At 46.1% G+C, this 19,921-nt stretch carries 17 protein-coding genes; 3 read left to right on the forward strand and 14 right to left on the reverse strand.

Going from position 1 to position 19,921, the window contains the following annotated elements; genetic code table 11:
* Nucleotides 1-24: 24 nt before the first annotated feature.
* Nucleotides 25-1,242 (forward strand): cyclic nucleotide-binding domain-containing protein, encoded by a 1,218-nt coding sequence (locus tag AZI87_RS14055; RefSeq protein ID WP_172795528.1) that lies wholly within the window; start codon nucleotides 25-27, stop codon nucleotides 1,240-1,242.
* A 125-nt stretch (nucleotides 1,243-1,367) separates the two neighbouring features.
* Entirely contained in the window at nucleotides 1,368-1,991 is a 624-nt protein-coding gene (locus AZI87_RS14060; RefSeq protein WP_063208420.1) for a glutathione S-transferase family protein, read from the forward strand.
* A 259-nt stretch (nucleotides 1,992-2,250) separates the two neighbouring features.
* On the opposite strand, the gene AZI87_RS14065 is transcribed toward AZI87_RS14060, so the two are convergent.
* The 13 genes from AZI87_RS14065 to AZI87_RS14125 all read right to left on the reverse strand — a co-directional run bounded on the left by AZI87_RS14065 (nucleotide 2,251) and on the right by AZI87_RS14125 (nucleotide 17,581).
* Nucleotides 2,251-3,450 carry a DUF3108 domain-containing protein gene (locus AZI87_RS14065; protein WP_253696830.1) on the reverse strand — a complete coding sequence of 400 codons (1,200 nt, stop codon included), beginning with the start codon at nucleotides 3,448-3,450 and terminating at the stop codon, nucleotides 2,251-2,253.
* The gene (locus tag AZI87_RS14070) at nucleotides 3,435-4,316 is read right to left on the reverse strand and encodes a lysophospholipid acyltransferase family protein (protein ID WP_063208424.1); all 882 of its coding nucleotides are present in this window, start codon (nucleotides 4,314-4,316) and stop codon (nucleotides 3,435-3,437) included. Before AZI87_RS14070 ends, AZI87_RS14065 begins: the two co-directional genes overlap by 16 nt.
* Nucleotides 4,288-5,307 carry a tetraacyldisaccharide 4'-kinase gene (gene lpxK, locus AZI87_RS14075; RefSeq protein ID WP_063208425.1) on the reverse strand — a complete coding sequence of 340 codons (1,020 nt, stop codon included), beginning with the start codon at nucleotides 5,305-5,307 and terminating at the stop codon, nucleotides 4,288-4,290. Before lpxK ends, AZI87_RS14070 begins: the two co-directional genes overlap by 29 nt.
* Nucleotides 5,304-6,455 (reverse strand): lipid-A-disaccharide synthase, encoded by a 1,152-nt coding sequence (lpxB, locus tag AZI87_RS14080; RefSeq protein ID WP_063208427.1) that lies wholly within the window; start codon nucleotides 6,453-6,455, stop codon nucleotides 5,304-5,306. Before lpxB ends, lpxK begins: the two co-directional genes overlap by 4 nt.
* Nucleotides 6,455-7,387 carry a Gfo/Idh/MocA family protein gene (locus tag AZI87_RS14085; RefSeq protein ID WP_063208428.1) on the reverse strand — a complete coding sequence of 311 codons (933 nt, stop codon included), beginning with the start codon at nucleotides 7,385-7,387 and terminating at the stop codon, nucleotides 6,455-6,457. The genes lpxB and AZI87_RS14085 overlap by 1 nt, the downstream gene beginning before the upstream one ends.
* Nucleotides 7,380-8,204, reverse strand: coding sequence for an acyl-ACP--UDP-N-acetylglucosamine O-acyltransferase (gene lpxA / locus AZI87_RS14090; protein ID WP_063208430.1), 825 nt, complete (start codon nucleotides 8,202-8,204; stop codon nucleotides 7,380-7,382). Before lpxA ends, AZI87_RS14085 begins: the two co-directional genes overlap by 8 nt.
* A 59-nt stretch (nucleotides 8,205-8,263) precedes the next feature.
* The gene (locus tag AZI87_RS14095; RefSeq protein ID WP_063208432.1) at nucleotides 8,264-8,764 is read right to left on the reverse strand and encodes an OmpH family outer membrane protein; all 501 of its coding nucleotides are present in this window, start codon (nucleotides 8,762-8,764) and stop codon (nucleotides 8,264-8,266) included.
* A gap of 106 nt (nucleotides 8,765-8,870) precedes the next feature.
* Nucleotides 8,871-11,264: an outer membrane protein assembly factor BamA gene (bamA, locus tag AZI87_RS14100; RefSeq protein ID WP_063208434.1), complete on the reverse strand. Its 2,394-nt coding sequence runs from the start codon at nucleotides 11,262-11,264 to the stop codon at nucleotides 8,871-8,873.
* Nucleotides 11,265-11,414: 150 nt separating this feature from the next.
* The gene (locus AZI87_RS14105; RefSeq protein ID WP_063208436.1) at nucleotides 11,415-12,095 is read right to left on the reverse strand and encodes an ABC transporter ATP-binding protein; all 681 of its coding nucleotides are present in this window, start codon (nucleotides 12,093-12,095) and stop codon (nucleotides 11,415-11,417) included.
* Nucleotides 12,088-13,323: an ABC transporter permease gene (locus AZI87_RS14110; RefSeq protein ID WP_253696833.1), complete on the reverse strand. Its 1,236-nt coding sequence runs from the start codon at nucleotides 13,321-13,323 to the stop codon at nucleotides 12,088-12,090. Before AZI87_RS14110 ends, AZI87_RS14105 begins: the two co-directional genes overlap by 8 nt.
* Nucleotides 13,320-14,438: a peptide chain release factor 2 gene (gene prfB / locus AZI87_RS14115; protein ID WP_081111057.1), complete on the reverse strand. Its 1,119-nt coding sequence runs from the start codon at nucleotides 14,436-14,438 to the stop codon at nucleotides 13,320-13,322. Before prfB ends, AZI87_RS14110 begins: the two co-directional genes overlap by 4 nt.
* A 304-nt stretch (nucleotides 14,439-14,742) precedes the next feature.
* Complete coding sequence (gene ybeY / locus AZI87_RS14120) at nucleotides 14,743-15,192, reverse strand: rRNA maturation RNase YbeY (RefSeq protein ID WP_063208442.1); 450 nt, start codon at nucleotides 15,190-15,192, stop codon at nucleotides 14,743-14,745.
* On the reverse strand, nucleotides 15,173-17,581 hold the full coding sequence (locus AZI87_RS14125) for an HD family phosphohydrolase (RefSeq protein ID WP_063208444.1): 2,409 nt from the start codon (nucleotides 17,579-17,581) through the stop codon (nucleotides 15,173-15,175). The genes ybeY and AZI87_RS14125 overlap by 20 nt, the downstream gene beginning before the upstream one ends.
* A 99-nt stretch (nucleotides 17,582-17,680) precedes the next feature.
* Here AZI87_RS14125 and mazG point away from each other — a divergent pair, with 99 nt between their 5' ends.
* Nucleotides 17,681-18,508: a nucleoside triphosphate pyrophosphohydrolase gene (gene mazG / locus AZI87_RS14130; protein ID WP_063208445.1), complete on the forward strand. Its 828-nt coding sequence runs from the start codon at nucleotides 17,681-17,683 to the stop codon at nucleotides 18,506-18,508.
* 122 nt (nucleotides 18,509-18,630) lie between these two features.
* On the opposite strand, the gene AZI87_RS14135 is transcribed toward mazG, so the two are convergent.
* Complete coding sequence (locus AZI87_RS14135) at nucleotides 18,631-19,551, reverse strand: HNH endonuclease (protein WP_063208447.1); 921 nt, start codon at nucleotides 19,549-19,551, stop codon at nucleotides 18,631-18,633.
* Between the last annotated feature and the right edge of the window lie 370 nt (nucleotides 19,552-19,921).

The raw sequence follows: 19,921 nt of genomic DNA on the forward strand, positions 1-19,921 counted from the left end.
TCAGTAATGGCCATAATTTATTGTATGATGAGTTTTCATATCGACTCGAGTCTGGATCCGCTTTCAAGACTTAAGTTCGGTAAGTTAAAAGCTGTTTTTATCCGATACGACTGTTGCATGAAGCTTGAAAAAGAAATGGTCCAGTTAAAACCTTTGCAGCTTTCCCCTTCCGGTGACGGCGGAACTCTGACAGTGCTTGAAACCCGTCAAAGTTACCGGCTGCATTCGCTGCACTATTCATATTTGGATGTTTTAAGAAACTCAGGCTCCATCGAGGGGATGATTCAATTCTTCCTGGGACAAGGATGGCTTGTCAGTTTTCGAGAGCTTTATTCATTGCTGCAATTTTTAGTGGAGGAAGGAATTCTGATGAATGCCTCCTTTAAAAATTACTTTTCAGGCCTTGCTCCAAAAGAGGTCCGTTTTCAATCGGCGTCTTTTGCTCCCGGCACAGCGACGTCCGTACGAGCCGAGGATCTCCCCTTCTTTCGATCTTTAGAACCGCAGCTGGCGCAGTTTCTTTTGCAAAAATCCGAACGTCTGCGAGTTCCTGCAAACACTCGCATCACACAAGCGGGACAGCACGATCGGGATCTGTACATTCTTTTAAAAGGCCATGCTTCGATTTATCGCGTGCTAGACGAGAAACGTCGGCAACTGGTGGCGACTTTAAGCAGTGGTTCCATCTTCGGTGAAAGAAGTTTTCTTTTAAATCAGCCTCGCACGGCTGATGTGATCACCACGATGGGCTGCGAAGTCCTGCGTGTTCGTCACTTACCAGAGTTTGATCAACTTATTAAGACCGATAAAGCACAAAGTCTACAGCATCGTTTCTGGGTACTGCAGGCTTTGGCCTCATCCCCTTTCTTTAAAGATCTGCCGAATGAAAGTTTGGACAGTTTGATTTTTTCCGGGACATTGAAACAGGCCCCAGCGCATCAGACCCTTTTCCAAGAGGGACAACCGGGAAATGCCTGTTATATTTTGGTCCAAGGAAATGTCGTTATCAGTCAGCGCGGAAAAAACATCAACGTTCTTGGGCAAGGTTCCTGCTTTGGCGAGATTTCTTTGTTGATGAGTGGCGGCCAACGAACGGCCACCGTGACGACGCAGCAGGATTCTGTTTTTTTGGAAATCGGCCAGCAGAATTTTTATCGTGTGCTTGCGCAAAATCTGTTCTTAGCGAAGGAAGTCGAAACTTTGGCACATCAGCGTTTGCAGAGTGATGCGCTGAGGAAGTAAAGATTTTGTGTAGGGCGATTCATAGATCCAGCAGATCTATTCCGAAAATTTTGATACATCTGCCTAACTTATTCATTTAATATGGGATGAGTCTGTGTTCCCGGTATTTCAACTCGAGGACTGTTATGAAATTAATTATTGGTGATAAAAATCTATCCACTTGGTCTTGGCGCGCTTGGCTGGCGCTTCACTCTTTCAACATTCCGTTTGTCGAGACTGTGGTGCTTTTAGATAAGCCTTCGACACAGAAGGAAATTTTGAAGTACTCCCCGTCAGGACGCATTCCTTGTTTGATCGATGGAGATTTAACGATCTGGGATTCGCTGGCAATTTTGGAATATCTGAATGAAAAATATCCTGAAAAGAGAATGTGGCCGCAAGAGCTGAAGTCTCGTGCTTGGGCACGATCGGTGGTCGCGGAAATGCACTCCGGTTTTGCCGAACTTCGTAAAGCGATGCCAGGCAATATCGCAAAAAGAATCATGAAAGATGCCACGGATATTTCTGCCGACATTCAGCGCATCGAACAAATCTGGAGTGAATGCCGAAGCGCTCATGCCGCAAGCGGACCCTATCTTTTTGGCGATTGGTCGATTGCGGATTGCTTTTATGCGCCGGTGGTATTCCGTTTTCAAAGTTACGGCGTGACGCTTTCGGGTACCGCTGAAGAATATCGTCAGATGATGTTGAAACATCCGTCGTTGATTGAGCTGGAACGTCAAGCGCTGGCAGAAGTGAAAGAGACCTAGCGGGGTGAGCATTTCACCAGCTGCGTTGGTATTTTAATCTACTGCCCCGATGGCAGTAAGCATCAGCGTTATGGAAATTCCACACGGCTCCTCTTCAAAATGCACTGAGAAATGTAAAACCTTAGAGGGTTCCAATCCAATCAAGAGCTATCTTTACTGATCGAGCGGCAATCAAGAGACCACTACGGTTTGTCCGAAGAATGGAGACGATCCGAGATCGATTGTGACTACCCGAATGGGTCGAACAGCTCCGAGTCAGCTACGGCTTGCCAGGATTGATTGAGACCACTTCGGAAACCAAGGTTCCGATTTTGATTTTGGATTCGATACGTAACACGTATTTTCTGTCGTCGTCGGACAACCAGATGAAGTTATCGCCGATAGGTTTGAACTTCCCTTTGAGGACGATATTGGGCTGAATCACGATCGCCTTCATGGGGCCCAGTTCAGTGTCGAGAACTTCACGGCGAATGGCTTTACCGGAAAAAACGAGATTTTCATTATCGTTGGCGACGCGGAAGGAATATTCTTTTCCAGTCTCCCATTGGAAGTTTCTCATGTAGTAGACGGCGCTGTACACATTCTGGGTGAATGGAAGAATGTCCCATTGTTGGCGCTTTTCTTCTTCTCCGTCTTCTTTAGTCACTTTCTTTTCCCAGAAAGTCGCGGTGTTCTTTTCGGTATCAAAAAGCATCTTGGCTTCGCGAAGTTGCTTCGACTCTTTGACATGCAATTGGAAAACACGCGGCACTAGGTCTTCAAAATCCACAAAAGTTTCTACGCGGTCATCAACGCTATAGAAACTATTGAACAACTTACTTGTTTTGATTTCGATAGCGAATGTATAGGACTTGCGATTATTCACCATCGCAAAGGGCTCAACTTTTAAACGAAGCTCACCTGCGGACACTTTGAAGTAGTGAACATCGTGCACGACTTCTTCACCCACGCGGAAGGGATCTTTCAATGGACGGCGGCTAGCGCCTTCAAATCCCACAGAGTCTTCAATGTCTGGCTGACGAGTCGCAGGAGCCTCTGCTTTTGCAGGTTCAGCCTTAGCAGACTTCGCAGATTTTGCTGAACTCTTCTTTGAGTCTTTTTTGGTAGAGACCGCAGACGCCGAAGCTGCTCCAGAGGAAGAAGCCTTCGATGAATTTGATTTTGTCGTAGCGCCTTTACTAGAAGACGCCGTAGACTTACTTGAAGATTTCTCGGGAGTCTTTGGAGCTGGAGCCGTGGTCACCGGAGCCGCCGCCGTTTCCGCCGGCTGAGTCGGATCCGCCGGTGCCGGAGCCGGTGCTTCTGGTTTTACAATCGAGACTGCGTTTTCGAACTCGTCGTTCTTTTTTAGATTCTCGGATTTTTCATACTTCAAAACCGAAGATGAACAAGAAGCCAAAAACATCACCGCAACGATTGATCCCAGAAGATTTGGCACTTTCACTAAAAATCCTTCCATCGACGATGCACCCACATCCATTGTTCAGGGTGCTTACGCACAATCTCTTCCAATTTGTTGTTGAAGGACTGTGTCAGGTTCAAGATAGTCTGATCTTTATCTTCGGACACACTTTGAGATGTGTCTATAGCTGGTTCAATAACTACATGCAGTTTTTTATCAGGGCCCTCGAAGGTGTAAATCGGCAGAACAGGAGCCTTCGTCTTTTGCGCAAACAGAGCTAGACCATAGGCGGTGCCCGTGCGTTTTCCGAAGAACGTCGTCGCGACTCCGTAAGGTTTTCCCATGTATTGATCTAACACGAACACCACTGCGGCATTTTTCTTAAGCGCTTTTAAAATCTCAAAAGCATTGTTCGGGCCGTGAGCGTCGATGTACTGAACACCTTTAGCTCCGCGAGTGGCAAACCACAAATCGTTGAACCACTGAGTTTTAAATTTCTTAGTGATGATGTAAGTCGGCTGACCTTTCATGACCAGCGTGTTTGCCGCCAGGTCCCCGTTTCCTAAGTGCAACGTCAGGAAGAACATTCCCTTCCCACCGGCGCGGGCCTTTTCAATATTTTCCCAGCCTTCAAAAACGGCGTTCTTATCCAGCCATTTTTGCGACAAAGATGGGATGAAGAAAAATTCCCCGAAATTATAGCCCAAATTATAAACGGACTCGCGCCCGACCTTGAGTTTTTGTTCTTCACTCCATTCGGGGAAGGCGATCTGCAAATTATTCAGCACGATTTGTTTTCTAAAACCGAAGACATCAAACCAAAGAAACCCTACCCATGAGCCCGATTTACGAAGCCAGGTGCGAGGAAACATCGAGCTAAAAAAGCTCATTACACTAACGAAGAATTTGACTAATAAGTTCATGAAGACGTCCCTTCTTTCCCTGCTCGGCCACCTCTAAAGAGGCGCTCCATAGCAGCGAGGAGTCTGAGAAAAGCTGGCGCAGTTTCACCGCGTCCTTTTCGGTCGTGATAAGATAATCAGCCTTGGATTTGCGGAACTCATCTTCAATGCGTGCCACATCGGCTGCCGTATACTGATGATGATCTCGGTAGTGCAGACTTTTTTTAGAAACCTCTCCGATATTTCTCATCATTTTTTCAAAAACATCCGGACGAGCGATCGCCGACACCAGGAATAAGGATTTTCCTTGAAGTTCTTCGCGAGCGATCACCGCTTTGGTAGCGACATTTTTCAGATGATTGATTTGATAACCAAGATAAAGAACTTCTTTATCTTTAGGCAGGCGGCTTTCCAGAACTTTCAAATCGGCATCGGGAGCCAAATTGCATTTGGAAAGAACCAAGACATCTGCTCGGTCCACTCCCGCCCAAGATTCACGGGCACGGCCTTCTGGAAGAACCGCGTAATTTTCGATATTTTCTGTCGCATCCAAAATCACGATATTGAGATCGCGATGCAATTTGCGATGTTGAAAACCGTCATCGACAATAAGTAAATCGAACTGGTCTTTGCTGACAGCGTACTTCGCCGTCTGCCATTTACTGGGGCCCACAAAGACAGCCACTTGAGGATTGGCTTGAGCAAGCAGAACCGGCTCATCACCGTAATAACGTGCTGCAAACGGATGACCGACATCCACTTGCGACGGGCTTTCGACATCCGCACGATAAGACCGACTGATGACAGCCACCTTTTTCCCTTCAGCGACCAGAGCTTTTAAGCAATAGTCGGTGATAGGCGTTTTTCCTGTGCCCCCGACTGTCAGATTTCCGATACTCACCACAGGGACCGGTGCTTTGTAGACACTGATCACTCCACGGCTGTACAGAGAGTTTTTGACTCCGACAACTTGGTTATACAGAAAAGAAAAAGGCTTTAAGTAATACTTCATTTTGTTAAATATTTATCCAATGCTTTCACAACACGCTGAGTGGCTCCGCGGTCGCCAAGATATTTTCTAAGCTCTTCCAAGTCATGAATGACCTGCGCTTTGTAAGCAGGATCCACGATATATTTTTCTAACAAAGAAGCCAGATGTTCTGGATTTACTTCCGATTGGAATCTTTCCGGCACGGCTTCTTTGTTCAAAATCAAATTCACGAGACCGAAATACTTCGTTCCGCGCACCACGAGTTTGGCGAAAACTCCCGTCAGCCATTTCATGCGATACATGATGACCATCGGTTTTTTCAAAATACCCACTTGCAGTGTCGCTGTTCCCGAAGCCACGAGCATCATGTCCACAAGATGAATCATACGGAAAGGTTCGTCCTTCAAAAGCACGTAAGGCAGACGGAAGTCTTCCAGGTACTCTTGCATTTTTTCTTTCGTGAACGTCGGAGCCGTCAAGATCACGACTTTCAGGTTCGGATATTTTTTAGCAAGCACACGGGCTGTATCCAACTGAATTTGAAAGTGCTGTTTTAATTCTAAACGACGGCTTCCCGGCATCAGACCCAAAACGATTTCATCATCACGGATACCACACTGATTGCGATGAATTTTGAGATACTCTTTGTCGTTAAGAAGTTTGTCATCAAGCTCATCCAATAGAGGATGCCCTACGAACTCAACCGGAACACCGTGCTCTTCATAGAACGGAACTTCAAATGGAAAAAGAACGAAGACTTCTTTGCAGTACTTCTTGATCGTCTTTACACGACCTTTGCGCCACGCCCACACTTGCGGAGAGATATAGTACACAACCGGAATGCCCATCGCATGAAGCTTTTTAGAAAGCATCAAGTTGAACTCTGGGTAATCCATCACGATGGCGACTTTAGGACGACGTTTTTCAGCTTCGGCGACAAGGCTATCAAAAACACCTTTGAGGTGGCTGTATTGAGCGATGATTTCTGCCGCCCCTACGACTGCCATCTCTTCCGATTTTCCTAAACGTTCAAAGCCAATGTTTTCCATGTCCTGACTGCCGACACCGAAAGCATGAATATGACGTCCCTGCTTTTTCCAAGCTTCGAGAATTCTTTGAGCATAGGTGACGCTAGAGGCTTCCGCCGCGACAAACAGAACCTGATCCATTAGCCCTCGATCATTCTTTGCACGTCTTCAATTGCTTTTAAAGCAACCAGACCATCGACTCCTGTAACCACAGGTTTTTTATTATTGATAACAGCATCGACAAAGGCGTCGGTTTCTTTTTGAAGAGCATCCGCTTTTTCTAAAGTCCACTTCGTGTACTTTACAAGTTCGTCTCCGCCGGGTCCCTTTTCGCCTTTTTCAAGCTCATGAACTCCCGTGTTGGCGAATAGAGTGAAATCGTCTTCGATCACACGCACGGATCTAGTCATCGTCGAAGAAACACGGCTGACGTTGATCACGCCCACCACACCGTTTTTCATCTTGATAGTTACCGAGGCCGTGTCGAGTTCTTTGGAAACAAGTTTAGAACCCGTTCCAATCATAGATTCAATTTCGCTTGTACCGCTTAAGAAGAACAACATGTCGATATCGTGAATCATCAGGTCATGCAACACACTGACATCGGCGCCGCGCGCTTTGTAAGTCGCCATGCGAGTCAGTTCGATCAAACGCGGTTTTTTAAGATTTTTCTTCACTTCCACCACAGAAGGATTGAACCGTTCGATGTGACCCACAGCTAATTTCAAATTATTTTTTTCTGCTAAAGCCACAAGCTCTTCGGCTTGAGGTACTGTCGCCGTGATTGGTTTTTCAACATTCACGTGCACGCCGTTTTGCAAAAACATTTTTGCCACTTCGTAGTGACTTAAGGTGCTAGCAGCTACAGTCACCAGATCTACTTGTCCAAGCAAATCTTGCGGACGATGAAAGCTTTTAACTCCCAACTCTGCCGCAATCTTATCTGCTTGTGCGGGGAAGTGATCACAGACTCCCACAAGTTCGACGTGGGGATTGTTTTTATATTTCTGAGCGTGAAAATTACCTAAGTAACCCACGCCGATCACAGCGGCACGCAATTTCTGACTAGTCATCGTCCTGCCATCCTTTAGGGCTTCTATCTACAGCAATACCGCGTTTCGAAGACTTAATGAAGTTGATGAAGTATTCAATGTTAGGACTCATAACGCATTCTTGTTTGATACGCTCGATACCTTCGTCCACCGTGTGAGATCCCATAATGATGATACGAATGGCTTTGTGGACATTCGCGACTTCTTCACGTGGGAAGCCTTTACGAGAAAGACCGATCTTATTTGTCGCACGGATCGTCGCGTAGTTACCTTGCGCGCGAGAGAACGGAAGAATGTCTTTGTTCACAATCGAAGAACCCGCGATGAAAGCACCACGACCGACTTTTGTGAACTGGTTCAGAGCGGAAACCCCACCGATAGTTACGTTTTCTTCGATTTCACAGTGACCACCCAAGTGGCAACCATTCACGATCACCACATTGTTCGCGATATGACAGTCATGCCCGATGTGCGTGTAAGCCATCAAAAGACAGTTGTCGCCAATGGAAGTGACGCCGCCACCTTTAGGAGTTCCGATATTCACCGTTGTGAATTCACGGAAGGTGTTATTTTTTCCGATAACCAATTTTGTCGGTTCGCCTTTGTAAGAAACGTCTTGTGGCGGACCACCGATAACGGCACCTGGAGAGAAGTGATTGTTTTCGCCGATTTCCAGAATACCGTGGCGAGAACCCAAGGTCACATGACCTTCTACTAACGTGCCTTTACCAATTTTAACTTTACCTTGAATCAAGCAGTAAGGACCGATTTCAACATCGTCTGCTATTTCAGCTTCGGGAGAGATGACACTGCTTGGATGAACTTTATAATTTGCCATGAGTACTTTACCTTAAACTAGAAAGGGCCTTTGCAGGCCCTTTCGTTTTTATCCGAGATCTACTTTTCTTTTTCGAAGGCCGCGATCACTTCTTGTGTTAAATCCGCCTCAGGTGTTGCATAAAGCACCATCTGAGAGTTCTCAATCACCATTGTGTAGCCTTTGTCTTTCGCGATTTTAGCGATGACTTTTTTCATTTTTTCCAAGATAGGAGCTGTGAGTTCACGCTCTTTCTTTTGGATTTCAACTTGGCTTTTGCCAACAACATCACGGTACTTCAACATTTCTTCTTGGAATTCCGCTTGTTTTTTACCTAGAGCATCTTCAGAAAGAACAGACTTTTTCTTTTCCAAGTCTTCGCCCATTTTCTTCAAATCAGCTTCTTTCTTCTCGAGTTCTTTTTTCTTTTTATTGAACTCGCCTTCAAGTTCCGTTTTTGCTTTCTTACCTGCAGAAGTAGATTGAATAGCTTTTTGCATATCCACGTAACCTACTTTTGCTTCCGCGTGTGCGAAGGATGCCGTCATAAGCATGCTTAGCACGATCAACATTTTTTTCATCAATCCTCCTTAAAGGTTTAAAACTAAATTCTTTGTTACTCTCTGCGAGGCCGAGCTAGTCCAGTCTCCGCGCCAGAGGCGCTACGACCTCCTGCGCGTTCGCGCGCTAGAAACTAGGCCCGATCGAGAACTCGAACACTGTTGCGTCGTGGTAGAGCGGATCGCGGTTCAGTGGGAAGCCCCATTCGAAACGCAAGACCCCGATCGGAGAGTACCAGCGGATACCGAAGCCAACGTCTGCGTAGAAATTATCCTCTGATAGGATATCATCCGCAGCACCGACGTCGAAGAATCCAGCACCCATGATGCCAGCATCTTTAACTAAAGGGAACTGTAATTCCGTCTGGTACATCGCCTGTTGAGTACCACCGTAGAAACGCATCGCACGTTTTGTGGCTTCTTCGTCACTAATACCTGGGTTGTCCGCGATAATCTTAGCTTTGATCTTGTTGGATAGTTTCATTTTTCCCACACGGTACGAACGGTAACCACGCAGAGAATAAGGACCACCAAGAAGATACAATTCACTGAACGGCACGTCTTGGCCTTCTAAAGAATCAATGCGCGCGTAACTGATGTTATTTCGCCACACCACATCCCAGAACAGGTTTTTGTAGTAGCGGAAATTCGTGTTCATGCGAGTGAATTTCAAGTCTCCACCTAGACCTGCGTACTCATAAGACGCACTCGCATACATCCCTTTCGTCGGCATTTGACGGTCGTTACGAGTGTCATAATCAATCGTTGCCGTGATAGAGCTAGTGACACCCGATGCTGTTTCTAGAGGGAATAAATCGCGGTCCGTTAAAGACTGCTCTTCACTATCGAATTTTTCTTCCAGCTGAGTATCATCGTATTTGTAGCGCAAGTATCCACGCGTGAACTCGGCCAACGGGTGACCGAAACGGATGGCTCCACCGGTGTGTTTTTCATCGTAGTCGGCACGTGCGGAGTTGGCACTTTGATAAAGGTCTCCACCGACAGACCAAAGAGTGTCGTTGAAGTAAGGCTCGGTGAAAGAAAGACTGTAATAGCTTCCTGTATTACTTAGGTTCAAAGACGCACCTAAGTTTTGTCCTTTACCCAAGAAGTTCGCCTGATTGATCGAACCTTGCAAAGTGAAACCTTGTGATGTTCCGTAACCAGCACCCAATTGAATTTGTCCGGTGTTTCTTTCTTTCACGGCGATGTCGACATTCATCACTTCTGTGCGCTCTGGATCGATCGAAGTTTTGAAGTTCACTTCTTCGAAGTATCCCAAGCGTTGGATGTTTTCCAAAGACTGACGACGGCGTGTTTCGTTGTAAAGCTCCCCTTCGTGGATTTTTAATTCACGACGGATGACTTTATCGCGCGTCTTGGAGTTTCCGATCATGTTGATTTTGCCGAAGTAAACTTTAGATCCCTTGTCGAATTCAAAGATCAAATTCACTTTACGTTCTTTAGCATTAAACGCCGTACGAGGAATCACGTTGGCATAGGCATAACCTAGATCACCGTATTTCGCCGTCAACTCACTGATGTCTTTTTGAAGAACATCGTAAGCAAAGACGCCGTTGTCATCGATCTTGATCGCTTCATAAAGCTCTTGTTTTGGGAACAAGATGTCGCCAGCAAAATCGACTTCACCAACATCGTACTGCTCGCCCTCTTCGATACGGATGGTGATGTAGATGTTCTTTTTATCTGGAGTCACCGTCACTTGGGGACGGTCGACTTTGGCTTGCACGTAACCTTGATTCCAGTAAAGGAAGCGAAGGATTTGCACGTCACGCTCGAACATCTCTTGTTTGTATTGACCAGAACCAGAAAGTCCCGAGAAGAATCCGCCCTCTTGGGTGAGCATTTTTGATTTCAACTGGCCATCACCCAAGGCTTGATTTCCCAGGAACGTGATCTTTTTTACTTTTACTTTGTCGTTTTCACGAATCTTAAACACCAAACGAACGGTTTCGTCTTTGTTGATGTTTTGTACTTCAGCTTCGATTTTTGCTAAGAAGTAACCCTTGTCTTCGTAAAGCTTTTGGATTTTTTCAACGGCTTCTTTTACTTTCGCCATATTCAAAAGCTGGTAGGGCTTAATTCCTGTCGCGTCGGCGATGTCTTCTGATTTTACTTCGCTATTACCTTCATAGGTGATTTCGACGACGGATGGTTTTTCTAAAACTTTATATGTCAGAGTGACGTCTTTACCAGAAACTTGGCGGTCCACTTCGATGTCGTTAAAAAATCCTAGTTTAAAAAGAGCTTCGACGTCTTCGCGCAGGCTGAGTGCAGAATACTCTCCGCCCACTTTGGAAGTGATCTTGGTTAGAATCGCATCCTTTTCGATTTTACGATTTCCAGTGACTTCAATATTTTTGATCGTCAGACCTGAAGAAACTGGAGCTGCCGCTTGCACGGGAGCTTTAGAATTTTTAGCGGTTTTCTTCTTAGCTGGGGCTGCCCAAACCGTCGAAGATAACGAAGTGATTAACAATGCACAAAGAAGCTTACTCAAAGTCTATTCCCCGCCAGGCGTTTTTCGAAAATCTATAAGATTTCTGCGTACTTACAAATTTATTGGGGAATCGTAACTTAAGACCAAGGTCCTGTCAAAGAAGACGCGCCGCGCTTCCAAGGAAAAGCGCGCAGTTAGGCGCCTCCGCACTCAGACCCACACTCCATCTTTCATTCGGTATACTTTTGGAAACTTTGTCGCAAAGGTCAAATCATGCGTCACCACCACCAACGCGAGCTTCATTTCTTCCTTCAGGCGGAAGAACAACTCTTGAATCTTTCCGCTCGTCTGCGAATCCAAATTTCCTGTGGGTTCGTCGGCGAAAAGAATCTTCGGATGTCGCACCAAGGCACGCGCAATCGCGACCCGCTGCAACTCCCCGCCGGAAAGTTGATTGGGATAATGTTCTCGACGCTCAGCAAGACCCATGAACTCTAAAAGATGCAAAGCTTTTTCACGTGCCGCCTTCGGGGCTTCACCCGCCACGCGACAAGGGATCATGATGTTTTCTAAGGCCGTGAACTCGCCTAACAGATGATGGAACTGGAATACAAATCCCATTTCTGCGTTACGAAAACGAGACAACTCATCATCACTCATCGCCAAAAGATCGCGGCCTTCACAAAAAAGTTCGCCCTTATTTGGACGATCCAAAGTTCCCATGATTTGGAGGAGCGTACTTTTACCTGCTCCTGAGGATCCCAGGATGGCCAAAGCTTCGCCCTCTTTGATTTCTAGGCTGATTCCACGAAGAATTTCTAATTCCCCCGTGCCCTGGCTGTAGGATTTGTGAATATCAACGGCTTTTAAAAATACATGAGTGTCATTCATTGCGAAGCCCTTCTACTGGGTTCAATCGGCCGCCGCGACGAGCTGGCGCCAATGTGGCGATGAAACAAATCAAAAGTGTAGCGATAACAATCGCGATGGAATCAACAAAACGGATGTTCACGTCGATAGAATCCAGACGATAAACTTCACCGGCAACAAGCCCTAAACGACTTTGCGCGAAGTTGAAGAGCAGGCAAAGAATAAATCCTAAGATAAACCCAAAGAACAAACCAATCCCGCCCATGAAAAGCCCTTGGAAGGCGAAGATCTTAATAATGTCTTTTCGCGAAAGACCGACGGTTTTTAAAATCGCAATGTCTTTATAGCGACGAACAACGTTCACCAGCAACGTGGACGAGACGTTGAACGCCGCCACCAAAGTGATAATCAAAACAACAAAGAAAATTCCGGGACGTTCTACGCTGACGGCTTCGAAAAGATTTTCGTTAGAGTCTCTCCAGTCGCGCACCCAGTATGGTGAACCCAAGACATGACTTAAATTGAAAGCAGCTTGGCGTGCATAGTCCACGTCTTCAAATCGCAGAAGTAAACCGGAATAGCGATCACCAATGTCAGCTAGTTTTTGTGTCGCTGCAAGATCGCTGAGAATGAATCTTTCGTTCCAATCGTATTTTCCTAAATCCAGAATGCCTTGCAGTTGGAATTCCCCCACACGGCGCTGGAATTTTGACGGATCTACGGCGTCAGCAACAGGAACGACCACACGAAAACGATCACCGACTTTTAAATTCATTTTTGCGGCCAGGCCCTTACCCATCAAAACCAACGGAACCTCGGCCTCGGATGAAGAACTTAAATCGACTGAGCCACTCATCACACGACTTTTGAAATTTAAAACTTTTCCAACTTCTTGAGTGTCCACACCCTGAATCAGGATTCCAGAGATTTTTCCTTGATGAGCTAGAACCGCTTCAATAAAGACGAAGCGTGAAGACCCCACCAATGTGGGCTCTGCTTTTTTAATCCGCTCTTCAAGTTCTTTATAGTCATCAGGAAAACGCGAGCGCTTTACAACTTGAGCGTGTCCGGAAACATCGGCCATCGCATGCTTCAGCGTGGATTCAAAACCACTCATCACGGCCATCGATGCCACTAGAGCCGCCACTCCTAAAACAAGTCCCAAAAGAGATAACGGTGCTGATCCCCCGAAAAGAGTTTTCCGAGAAATCAAAAGTCGCCATGCAATCCACATTAAGGACTTATTCACTGAGGTTTCGCCTCTGTGGTGATTTGGGATTTTAGATAAGCCATGATAAAGCCATCTAAATCTCCATCCATCACATCGTCCACTTGATTGGTTTCAAAGTCCGTGCGGTGGTCTTTCACCATTTGGTAAGGATGCATCACGTACGAACGGATTTGCGATCCCCATTCATTAGCTTTTTTCTGCGAGTTCATCGCGTCTTTTTCCGCGTTGCGCTTTTCAATTTCCAATTCGTAAAGGCGCGCTTTCAACATCTTCATCGCCTTTTCTCTATTTTGGATTTGCGAACGTTCCATTTGGCAGGACACTACGATGCCTGTCGGAATATGATACATACGAACGGCAGAGTCGGTCTTATTCACGTGCTGTCCACCGGCTCCACTAGAGCGGAAAGTTTCAACGCGCGTGTCTTCCGGACGAACTTCAATATTGATGTCGTCGTCGACCTCGGCCCATGCAAACACGGACGCAAAAGAAGTGTGTCGACGAGCATTGGAGTCAAACGGAGAAATACGCACCAGACGATGAACGCCCGATTCGGCTTTCAAGTAACCATAGGCGTAAGGTCCTTCGACTAAAAGAGTGCAGGATTTGATGCCCGCGCCTTCGCCTTCGGTCATCTCGACAACGCTGACTTTATAGCCGTGCTTGTCGGCATAGCGTGTGTACATACGAAGCAGCATCTCGGCCCAATCACAGGACTCGGTCCCGCCGGCGCCAGAGTTGATCGATAAGTAAGCACTGTTGGTATCAAGTTCGCCGTTGAGAACTCGTTTTAATTCTAAATCTTGGCCGTATTTTTCTAACGAATCGACTTCGGCTTTCACTTCACTGAAGCTGCCCTCATCTTGAGCCTCCATTGCCATTTCCAAAAGAACTTTGGCATCGCTCAGGCGATTGGCGAAAGAATCAAACTCTCCCACGGCTCTTTCAAGCAGGGTCTTTTCTTTATTGAGTTTTTGCATTTCTGCAGGCTTTTCCCACAGCGCGGGGTTTTCGGCTTGGATCGCAAGCTCGTCAAGACGCTTTTTCTTTTTATCTAGGTCAAAGATACCCCCGAAGTTCCGTCGAGAAACTTTCGAGAGCGCCGATTCTGCTTTTGATTTCCGATGATTCAGTAACGATAGACATAGGCCCCAGTGTATCTGGGGGACCTAGTCTGTCAAGAAAAACGCCTCCGCGAGCAGGGAGGGGAAAGCTCTCGGAGGCGACAAGGGAGAACACTACTTCCCTATTACAATCTCGATGCCAGGGTGTACTCGTTCGACGAATTGCGAAATATACAAGTTTCAGAGCGGAAACTGATGGACCCACCCCGGTTTCGCTTAAAACTTGATCAAATCAAGGAGCGCAAAGTGTCCTTTCCGAGGGGATCTTTTATTTTTTGATCTTAAGCAGCAATATAGAAGAATTGAGCCTGATTTAGGCAGAAAGTTTTTTCAAAAGCTTTTCGAAAACAGCGTCCTGGAGGTCGAACATTTCTTTGGCGTCCTTTTCATTGGTCTCATGGTCATAGCCCAATAAATGAAGAACTCCATGCAAAAGCATGTATCCCAATTCATGTTGAAAGCTGAGTTTATGTTCCTTTGCCTGGCGCTTTAGAACTTCAGGACACATGACAAGTTCCCCGAAAGAAATCGGGTCCATCGAGTCAAAACTAAGAACATCTGTGGCGTAGTCTTTTCCGCGGAACTCGAAATTGATTTTCTGCGCGGGCTTTTTATCTAAGAACACCAAAGTCAGTTCTTTTTTCGCGTGAGCGGCTTTAAGAATGCGACGTTTTTTAAGCTCACCGACCACTTCTTCCATCCACTCGGTGATAAATTTTCGAGGCACGGCGTGCTTAGATTCATTAACGATCAGAAGTTGCATTGGTGTCGCCCAATCCACCACCCGCGCTGCGCGGATAGTCGATACGTTGATGGTAAATACCTAGAAGAATGCGCACGAAGGCGGCTTCGACTTTGGAAATATCTTTCAGGGTCAGATTACACTCGTCCAGCTGTGCATCCGAGAATTTTCTTTGGATGATATTTCGGACGATGTTTTGCAAACGTGCGGGCGTAGGTTCATCGAGGGAACGCGCTGCCGCTTCGATACTGTCAGCAAGCATGCAGAGCGCGGATTCACGGAATTGAGGTTTAGGACCTGGATAACGGAAGTCTTGATCGCTGATTTCTGGGTCGTCTTCTTTTTTTAGATCCAAAGCTTTGTTGTAGAAATACGAAATCAACGTCGTTCCGTGATGCTGAACGATACCGTCTAAGATCGGCTTACCTAATTTATAAGCCATCCCCATCTCGATACCGTCTTTCACGTGCGCCACTAGCAAAGTCTTACTCATGAACGGAGAAATATGATCGTGAGGATTGTGTCCTGGTTTTTGATTTTCGATGAAGTAGTTCGCGTGTTCCATCTTCCCAATATCGTGGTAGTAGCACATGACTTTACCTAAGAGCGGATTGGCGCCGATCTCTTCAGCTGCGGCCTCCACCATCGAACCCACCATCATGGAGTGATGATAGGTTCCCGGAGCCTTGACGATCATCTCTTTCAGTAGCGGATGATTTAAATTGCTGAGTTCAAGAAGTTTTACGTCCGTCGTGTAATTGAAGATAGATTCTAATAACGGAATGAACATCATCGTGACGAGCGCGCTGAAGATACCACCCAAGAACCCCGCCGGGATTGAAAGAAGGATTTCCTTAAGTCCGCCCTCTTGATCAAACTTCGTCATCGTTAAAATGAACGCGATCATCAGGGCATTGACTACGCCCGTTCTGACGCCAGCGAAGTAAATGTCGTTACGAGTTTTGCAGTTGAAAACCCCGCGAGCTGCCGCGATACCACCGACCAAGCTGACAAACATGAAGCTGTAGTTGTAGTCGACCATGATACCTAGGCACACCGAAAGGAAGGCCGTGAAGAGCCACACGATTTCACCGTAGGAAATAAGGAGCCCCACCAACATAGGTCCCGCTGCGACCGGAGCCGCATACAAGAAGATCGCCGGAGGAATGATATGCCCCATTTTTGAAGCGAAGGCCGCGTCCGTGATGAACATGTAGATCTTCGTGAAAAGAATCGCGCCAAACGCGATGAGCATCATCACGGTCACATCTTTAAACTCGATTTTCACTTTGTTCATCGTGAAACGTTTTAGGTACGAGAAGAAAACTAGAATCGCCACGGAAAGCATCAAGGCCATTGAAAGCGCCATGATGTCTTTGCGTTTGTCTGCGCGAATGTTCTCGATTTGTTTAATGACGGCCATCTGACCCGGCTGAATGACGGAACCTTGAGAAATAATGGCTTGGTTCTTTTTAATCGTGATGGTTACCGGAATCACCGCATCGCGAGCGGCTTGTCTGCGGGAGGCGGTCTCTTGTTTGTTCAGTGTCAGATTCGGAACTAAAAGCGATCTCGCAAAATACAGAAGATTGGCCTGGTCACTTTCAGAAAATCTATTCAGGTCTTTTTTTGAATCGAACTCGAAATTTTCTGGCGCTTGCAGGTCTTGGATTTCTTCGCGCGGGATGGGGAACTCTTTACCCAAGTTGTTTTTATGCACGACGCGGGCTAGAACGCTAGCCTGATTGGCCGGGATAAAACGATCTGGGGCTTCCGCGATCTTTTTATCGTACCAGCTTTCCAAGTTACGAATGATGACAGCTTCAATTCTGGGAGTGAATTTAAGGTCAATAAGCCATTCGAACATGAAGTCAGAAACCACCACTCCCAATTCTTTTTCGAACTGTTTTTTGTGCTGGAAGAACTCTTTCACCTGACGGCGGTGCTCGGCCGGTGTCGATGACCATTTCGTTTCGCGATAGTAAGCGCGCATGGTTCTAAAAGAGTGAATCAAATTGACGGAAACTCTTTCAAAGACACTTGTGTCGTAATCGTAAACGATCGGCACGGAGTATTCGGCTTTAAAGCGCTTTTCCTCGGTGGTGACCTCGTCGGTCATTTCAAAACCGATTGGCGAAACCACATCGAATTTTGCGACATCGCCGACATTGAAATTATAAGGAACATCAAATTGGTAGAAAATCGTGTAAGAAAGAAGGACGCAGTAAAGGAAGATCAAGGCAGCACGGCGGATGAAGAATTTTTCTTCCATCACCTGAACGATGCGACCAAAGAAGGTTTTCTCTAGGCCAATGGAATCCACCCAGTCTAAGAACTTAAGACTGTGATCCTCATAGTTAACACGAGTCGTAGGACTCTCGCCTTTTTTAGTTTGCTTACCTCGCTGCATATCCAGTTTTCTACCGTATCCTGTTTTGCGAAAATTGTCGAAATCACTCTGTAATTGTGCTAGCTATGAAGAGATTCCATCAGAAAGTCGAGGCTCCTTATGGCTGCAATTCCAACTAACTTACGTCAAATTGAGTCCTTAGTCGAGATCGTGGCGCGTCTACGCGGTCCCGACGGCTGCCCTTGGGATAAAGAGCAGACTCACGAGTCTTTGACTCAGTACGCAATCGAAGAGACCCATGAACTGGTGGAGGTCCTTGAATATCCGAGTGGCGCTTTAAAAGATCAAAAGATGAAGGAAGAACTGGGAGATGTGCTTTTCCAGGTGGTTTTGCACGCGCAATTGGCTTCAGAACGTGGAGCTTTCACTTTAGAAGATGTGATTTCATCCATTGCAGAGAAGCTTTTACGCCGTCATCCGCATGTGTTTGGTGACACCAAGGTGGAGGACTCTGCTGAAGTTGTTCGCAATTGGGATGAGATAAAAAAGGCTGAGAAGGCGGCTACTCAAACTGGTGCGGCGCCTGTTTCACCTTATGCTTTGAATGTGCCTCCCCTTCCCGCTTTGCAACGCGCTTACAAAATCGGCAAACGCACTGAGAAGTTGGCATTTGATTGGGAAGATGCTGAAGGTGCTATGAATAAGGTGGAAGAGGAATTCGCCGAACTTCGTGAAGCGATCGATGAGGGCACCGATGAACAGGTGCAGGCGGAACTCGGGGATGTTTTATTTTCTTTAGCGCAGCTGAGTCGCCATTTGGATTTAGAACCGGAACAGATTCTACGTCGCGGGAATGTGAAATTTGAGACGCGGTTTAATAAGATGGTCGAATTGGCCGCTGCGGATGGGGTTGATTGGGGCTCTTTGAGCATGGATGATAAGGATAAGTATTGGGTGAAGGCGAAGGAGATTTTGAGGGGGAAGTAGGCGTTTGTTTAAGAGGTTTAGGTGCTATTGCCAAGACTCCGATTGCAGCAGTCCTGGCTTTTCTCTTATTTTTCACTCCTACAGGTACTCAAGATATACCTATACGCTATCAACTCTTGGATTTATCTAAATCGCAGGCCAGACTCCATACGGTACTTCAACCTATTATGTTGGGCACAGAGTACCTGGAGATTTTCTAACGAATTATCACCACCACTCCAGCGCGGTTGAATATGATCTACTTGCAACAGCCAAGTACTTCCGCAGATTTTTCCTGTTGATGGGATTTTGAACTGACAGCAGGGTTGTTTTGCGAGCATTAACTTCTTGACGCGATTGCTTACTGCCACGGTGGCAGTAACAAAATTTTCGACACTGGCATCATTACTCGACCCATCCGCGTTTTCATTTTTCAAAGGCCTAACTTTAGTTTTCTGAGTGATAATTTTATCACAAATATGTTCAATAAAATTTGGAATATCAGACGAAGATGATGAGTGTGCAAGAAGGGCTTGTGCCTGTTTCAGCTTTTCATATTGTTCTTTGGTCAATGTGAATTCTAAGCGAACACTTTCGTCAGCTTGTACTTTAGATACGGGAGCTTCAATTACGGGCAAATCAAAATAACTGGCGATCTCTTTTTGCGTCTCTTCGTGTCCCCGGTTGGCAATTTGACTCAAAAGTTCTTTTTTATCGTGTGCACTCACTTCCACATTACGTTCTTTAGCAACTTCTCTTGCCGCTCTTTGTAGCATCGAAATCTGGTTCAACTTTATCTCACCAGATTCAATTTTTTCTGCTGTCTCAGGAATTTCACGAAGAATTCGAGCAGCATCAATTCGCCTTTGCGCGCTTCCTCCACTATAACCGACTTCTTTGGTGAGATAATCAAAAAGACTGGGGTATCCCAGCTCTAAATAGGAACGTCGACCGTCGATCTCGGATATAGTGAAAAGAATAGATTTCAAAAGCTTGCGTTCATTGCTCGCAAGAGTTTTTATTCTTGAATCCAATTCATTGTTTGTCATTTTTGAAATCGACATTCAACACCTCACCAATGCGCAGAACATATCATGGGTTTTAAATTGCTTTTCTAGACGTATTCCTCGAGAACAAATGAACCACCCTTCAAACACTTCCACATTGCCCAGGCTGTGCAATATTGATTCAAGATTCATTTTTAAAATAAATTAGTGGATTCGTGTAACCATGGTCGTTTTACGGACAAGGGAAACTCGTCAAGAGCATTTCGACTAAATCTTGGTTTGTAATAAATGGTTATACTGCCATCGTGGCAGTACGCAATTGCGTCAAACAGGTCGCTAAGAATTTCGACCGAGTAACATTCTGTTAGAAATGTTTTACTCTGAATGACGTGCGGCTCTACTGCCCGATCTATCTATCTATCTATCT

The organism is Bdellovibrio bacteriovorus, from assembly GCF_001592745.1.
Lineage (GTDB): Bacteria > Bdellovibrionota > Bdellovibrionia > Bdellovibrionales > Bdellovibrionaceae > Bdellovibrio > Bdellovibrio bacteriovorus_B.

Coding starts and splice junctions, on each gene's coding strand:
- AZI87_RS14055 (WP_172795528.1), top strand. CDS start 25: ATGATGAGTTTTCATATCGACTCGAGTCTGGATCCGCTTTCAAGACTT.
- AZI87_RS14060 (WP_063208420.1), top strand. CDS start 1,368: ATGAAATTAATTATTGGTGATAAAAATCTATCCACTTGGTCTTGGCGC.
- AZI87_RS14065 (WP_253696830.1), bottom strand. CDS start 3,450: ATGGAAGGATTTTTAGTGAAAGTGCCAAATCTTCTGGGATCAATCGTT.
- AZI87_RS14070 (WP_063208424.1), bottom strand. CDS start 4,316: ATGAACTTATTAGTCAAATTCTTCGTTAGTGTAATGAGCTTTTTTAGC.
- lpxK (WP_063208425.1), bottom strand. CDS start 5,307: ATGAAGTATTACTTAAAGCCTTTTTCTTTTCTGTATAACCAAGTTGTC.
- lpxB (WP_063208427.1), bottom strand. CDS start 6,455: ATGGATCAGGTTCTGTTTGTCGCGGCGGAAGCCTCTAGCGTCACCTAT.
- AZI87_RS14085 (WP_063208428.1), bottom strand. CDS start 7,387: ATGACTAGTCAGAAATTGCGTGCCGCTGTGATCGGCGTGGGTTACTTA.
- lpxA (WP_063208430.1), bottom strand. CDS start 8,204: ATGGCAAATTATAAAGTTCATCCAAGCAGTGTCATCTCTCCCGAAGCT.
- AZI87_RS14095 (WP_063208432.1), bottom strand. CDS start 8,764: ATGAAAAAAATGTTGATCGTGCTAAGCATGCTTATGACGGCATCCTTC.
- AZI87_RS14105 (WP_063208436.1), bottom strand. CDS start 12,095: ATGAATGACACTCATGTATTTTTAAAAGCCGTTGATATTCACAAATCC.
- ybeY (WP_063208442.1), bottom strand. CDS start 15,192: ATGCAACTTCTGATCGTTAATGAATCTAAGCACGCCGTGCCTCGAAAA.
- AZI87_RS14125 (WP_063208444.1), bottom strand. CDS start 17,581: ATGCAGCGAGGTAAGCAAACTAAAAAAGGCGAGAGTCCTACGACTCGT.
- mazG (WP_063208445.1), top strand. CDS start 17,681: ATGGCTGCAATTCCAACTAACTTACGTCAAATTGAGTCCTTAGTCGAG.
- AZI87_RS14135 (WP_063208447.1), bottom strand. CDS start 19,551: ATGTCGATTTCAAAAATGACAAACAATGAATTGGATTCAAGAATAAAA.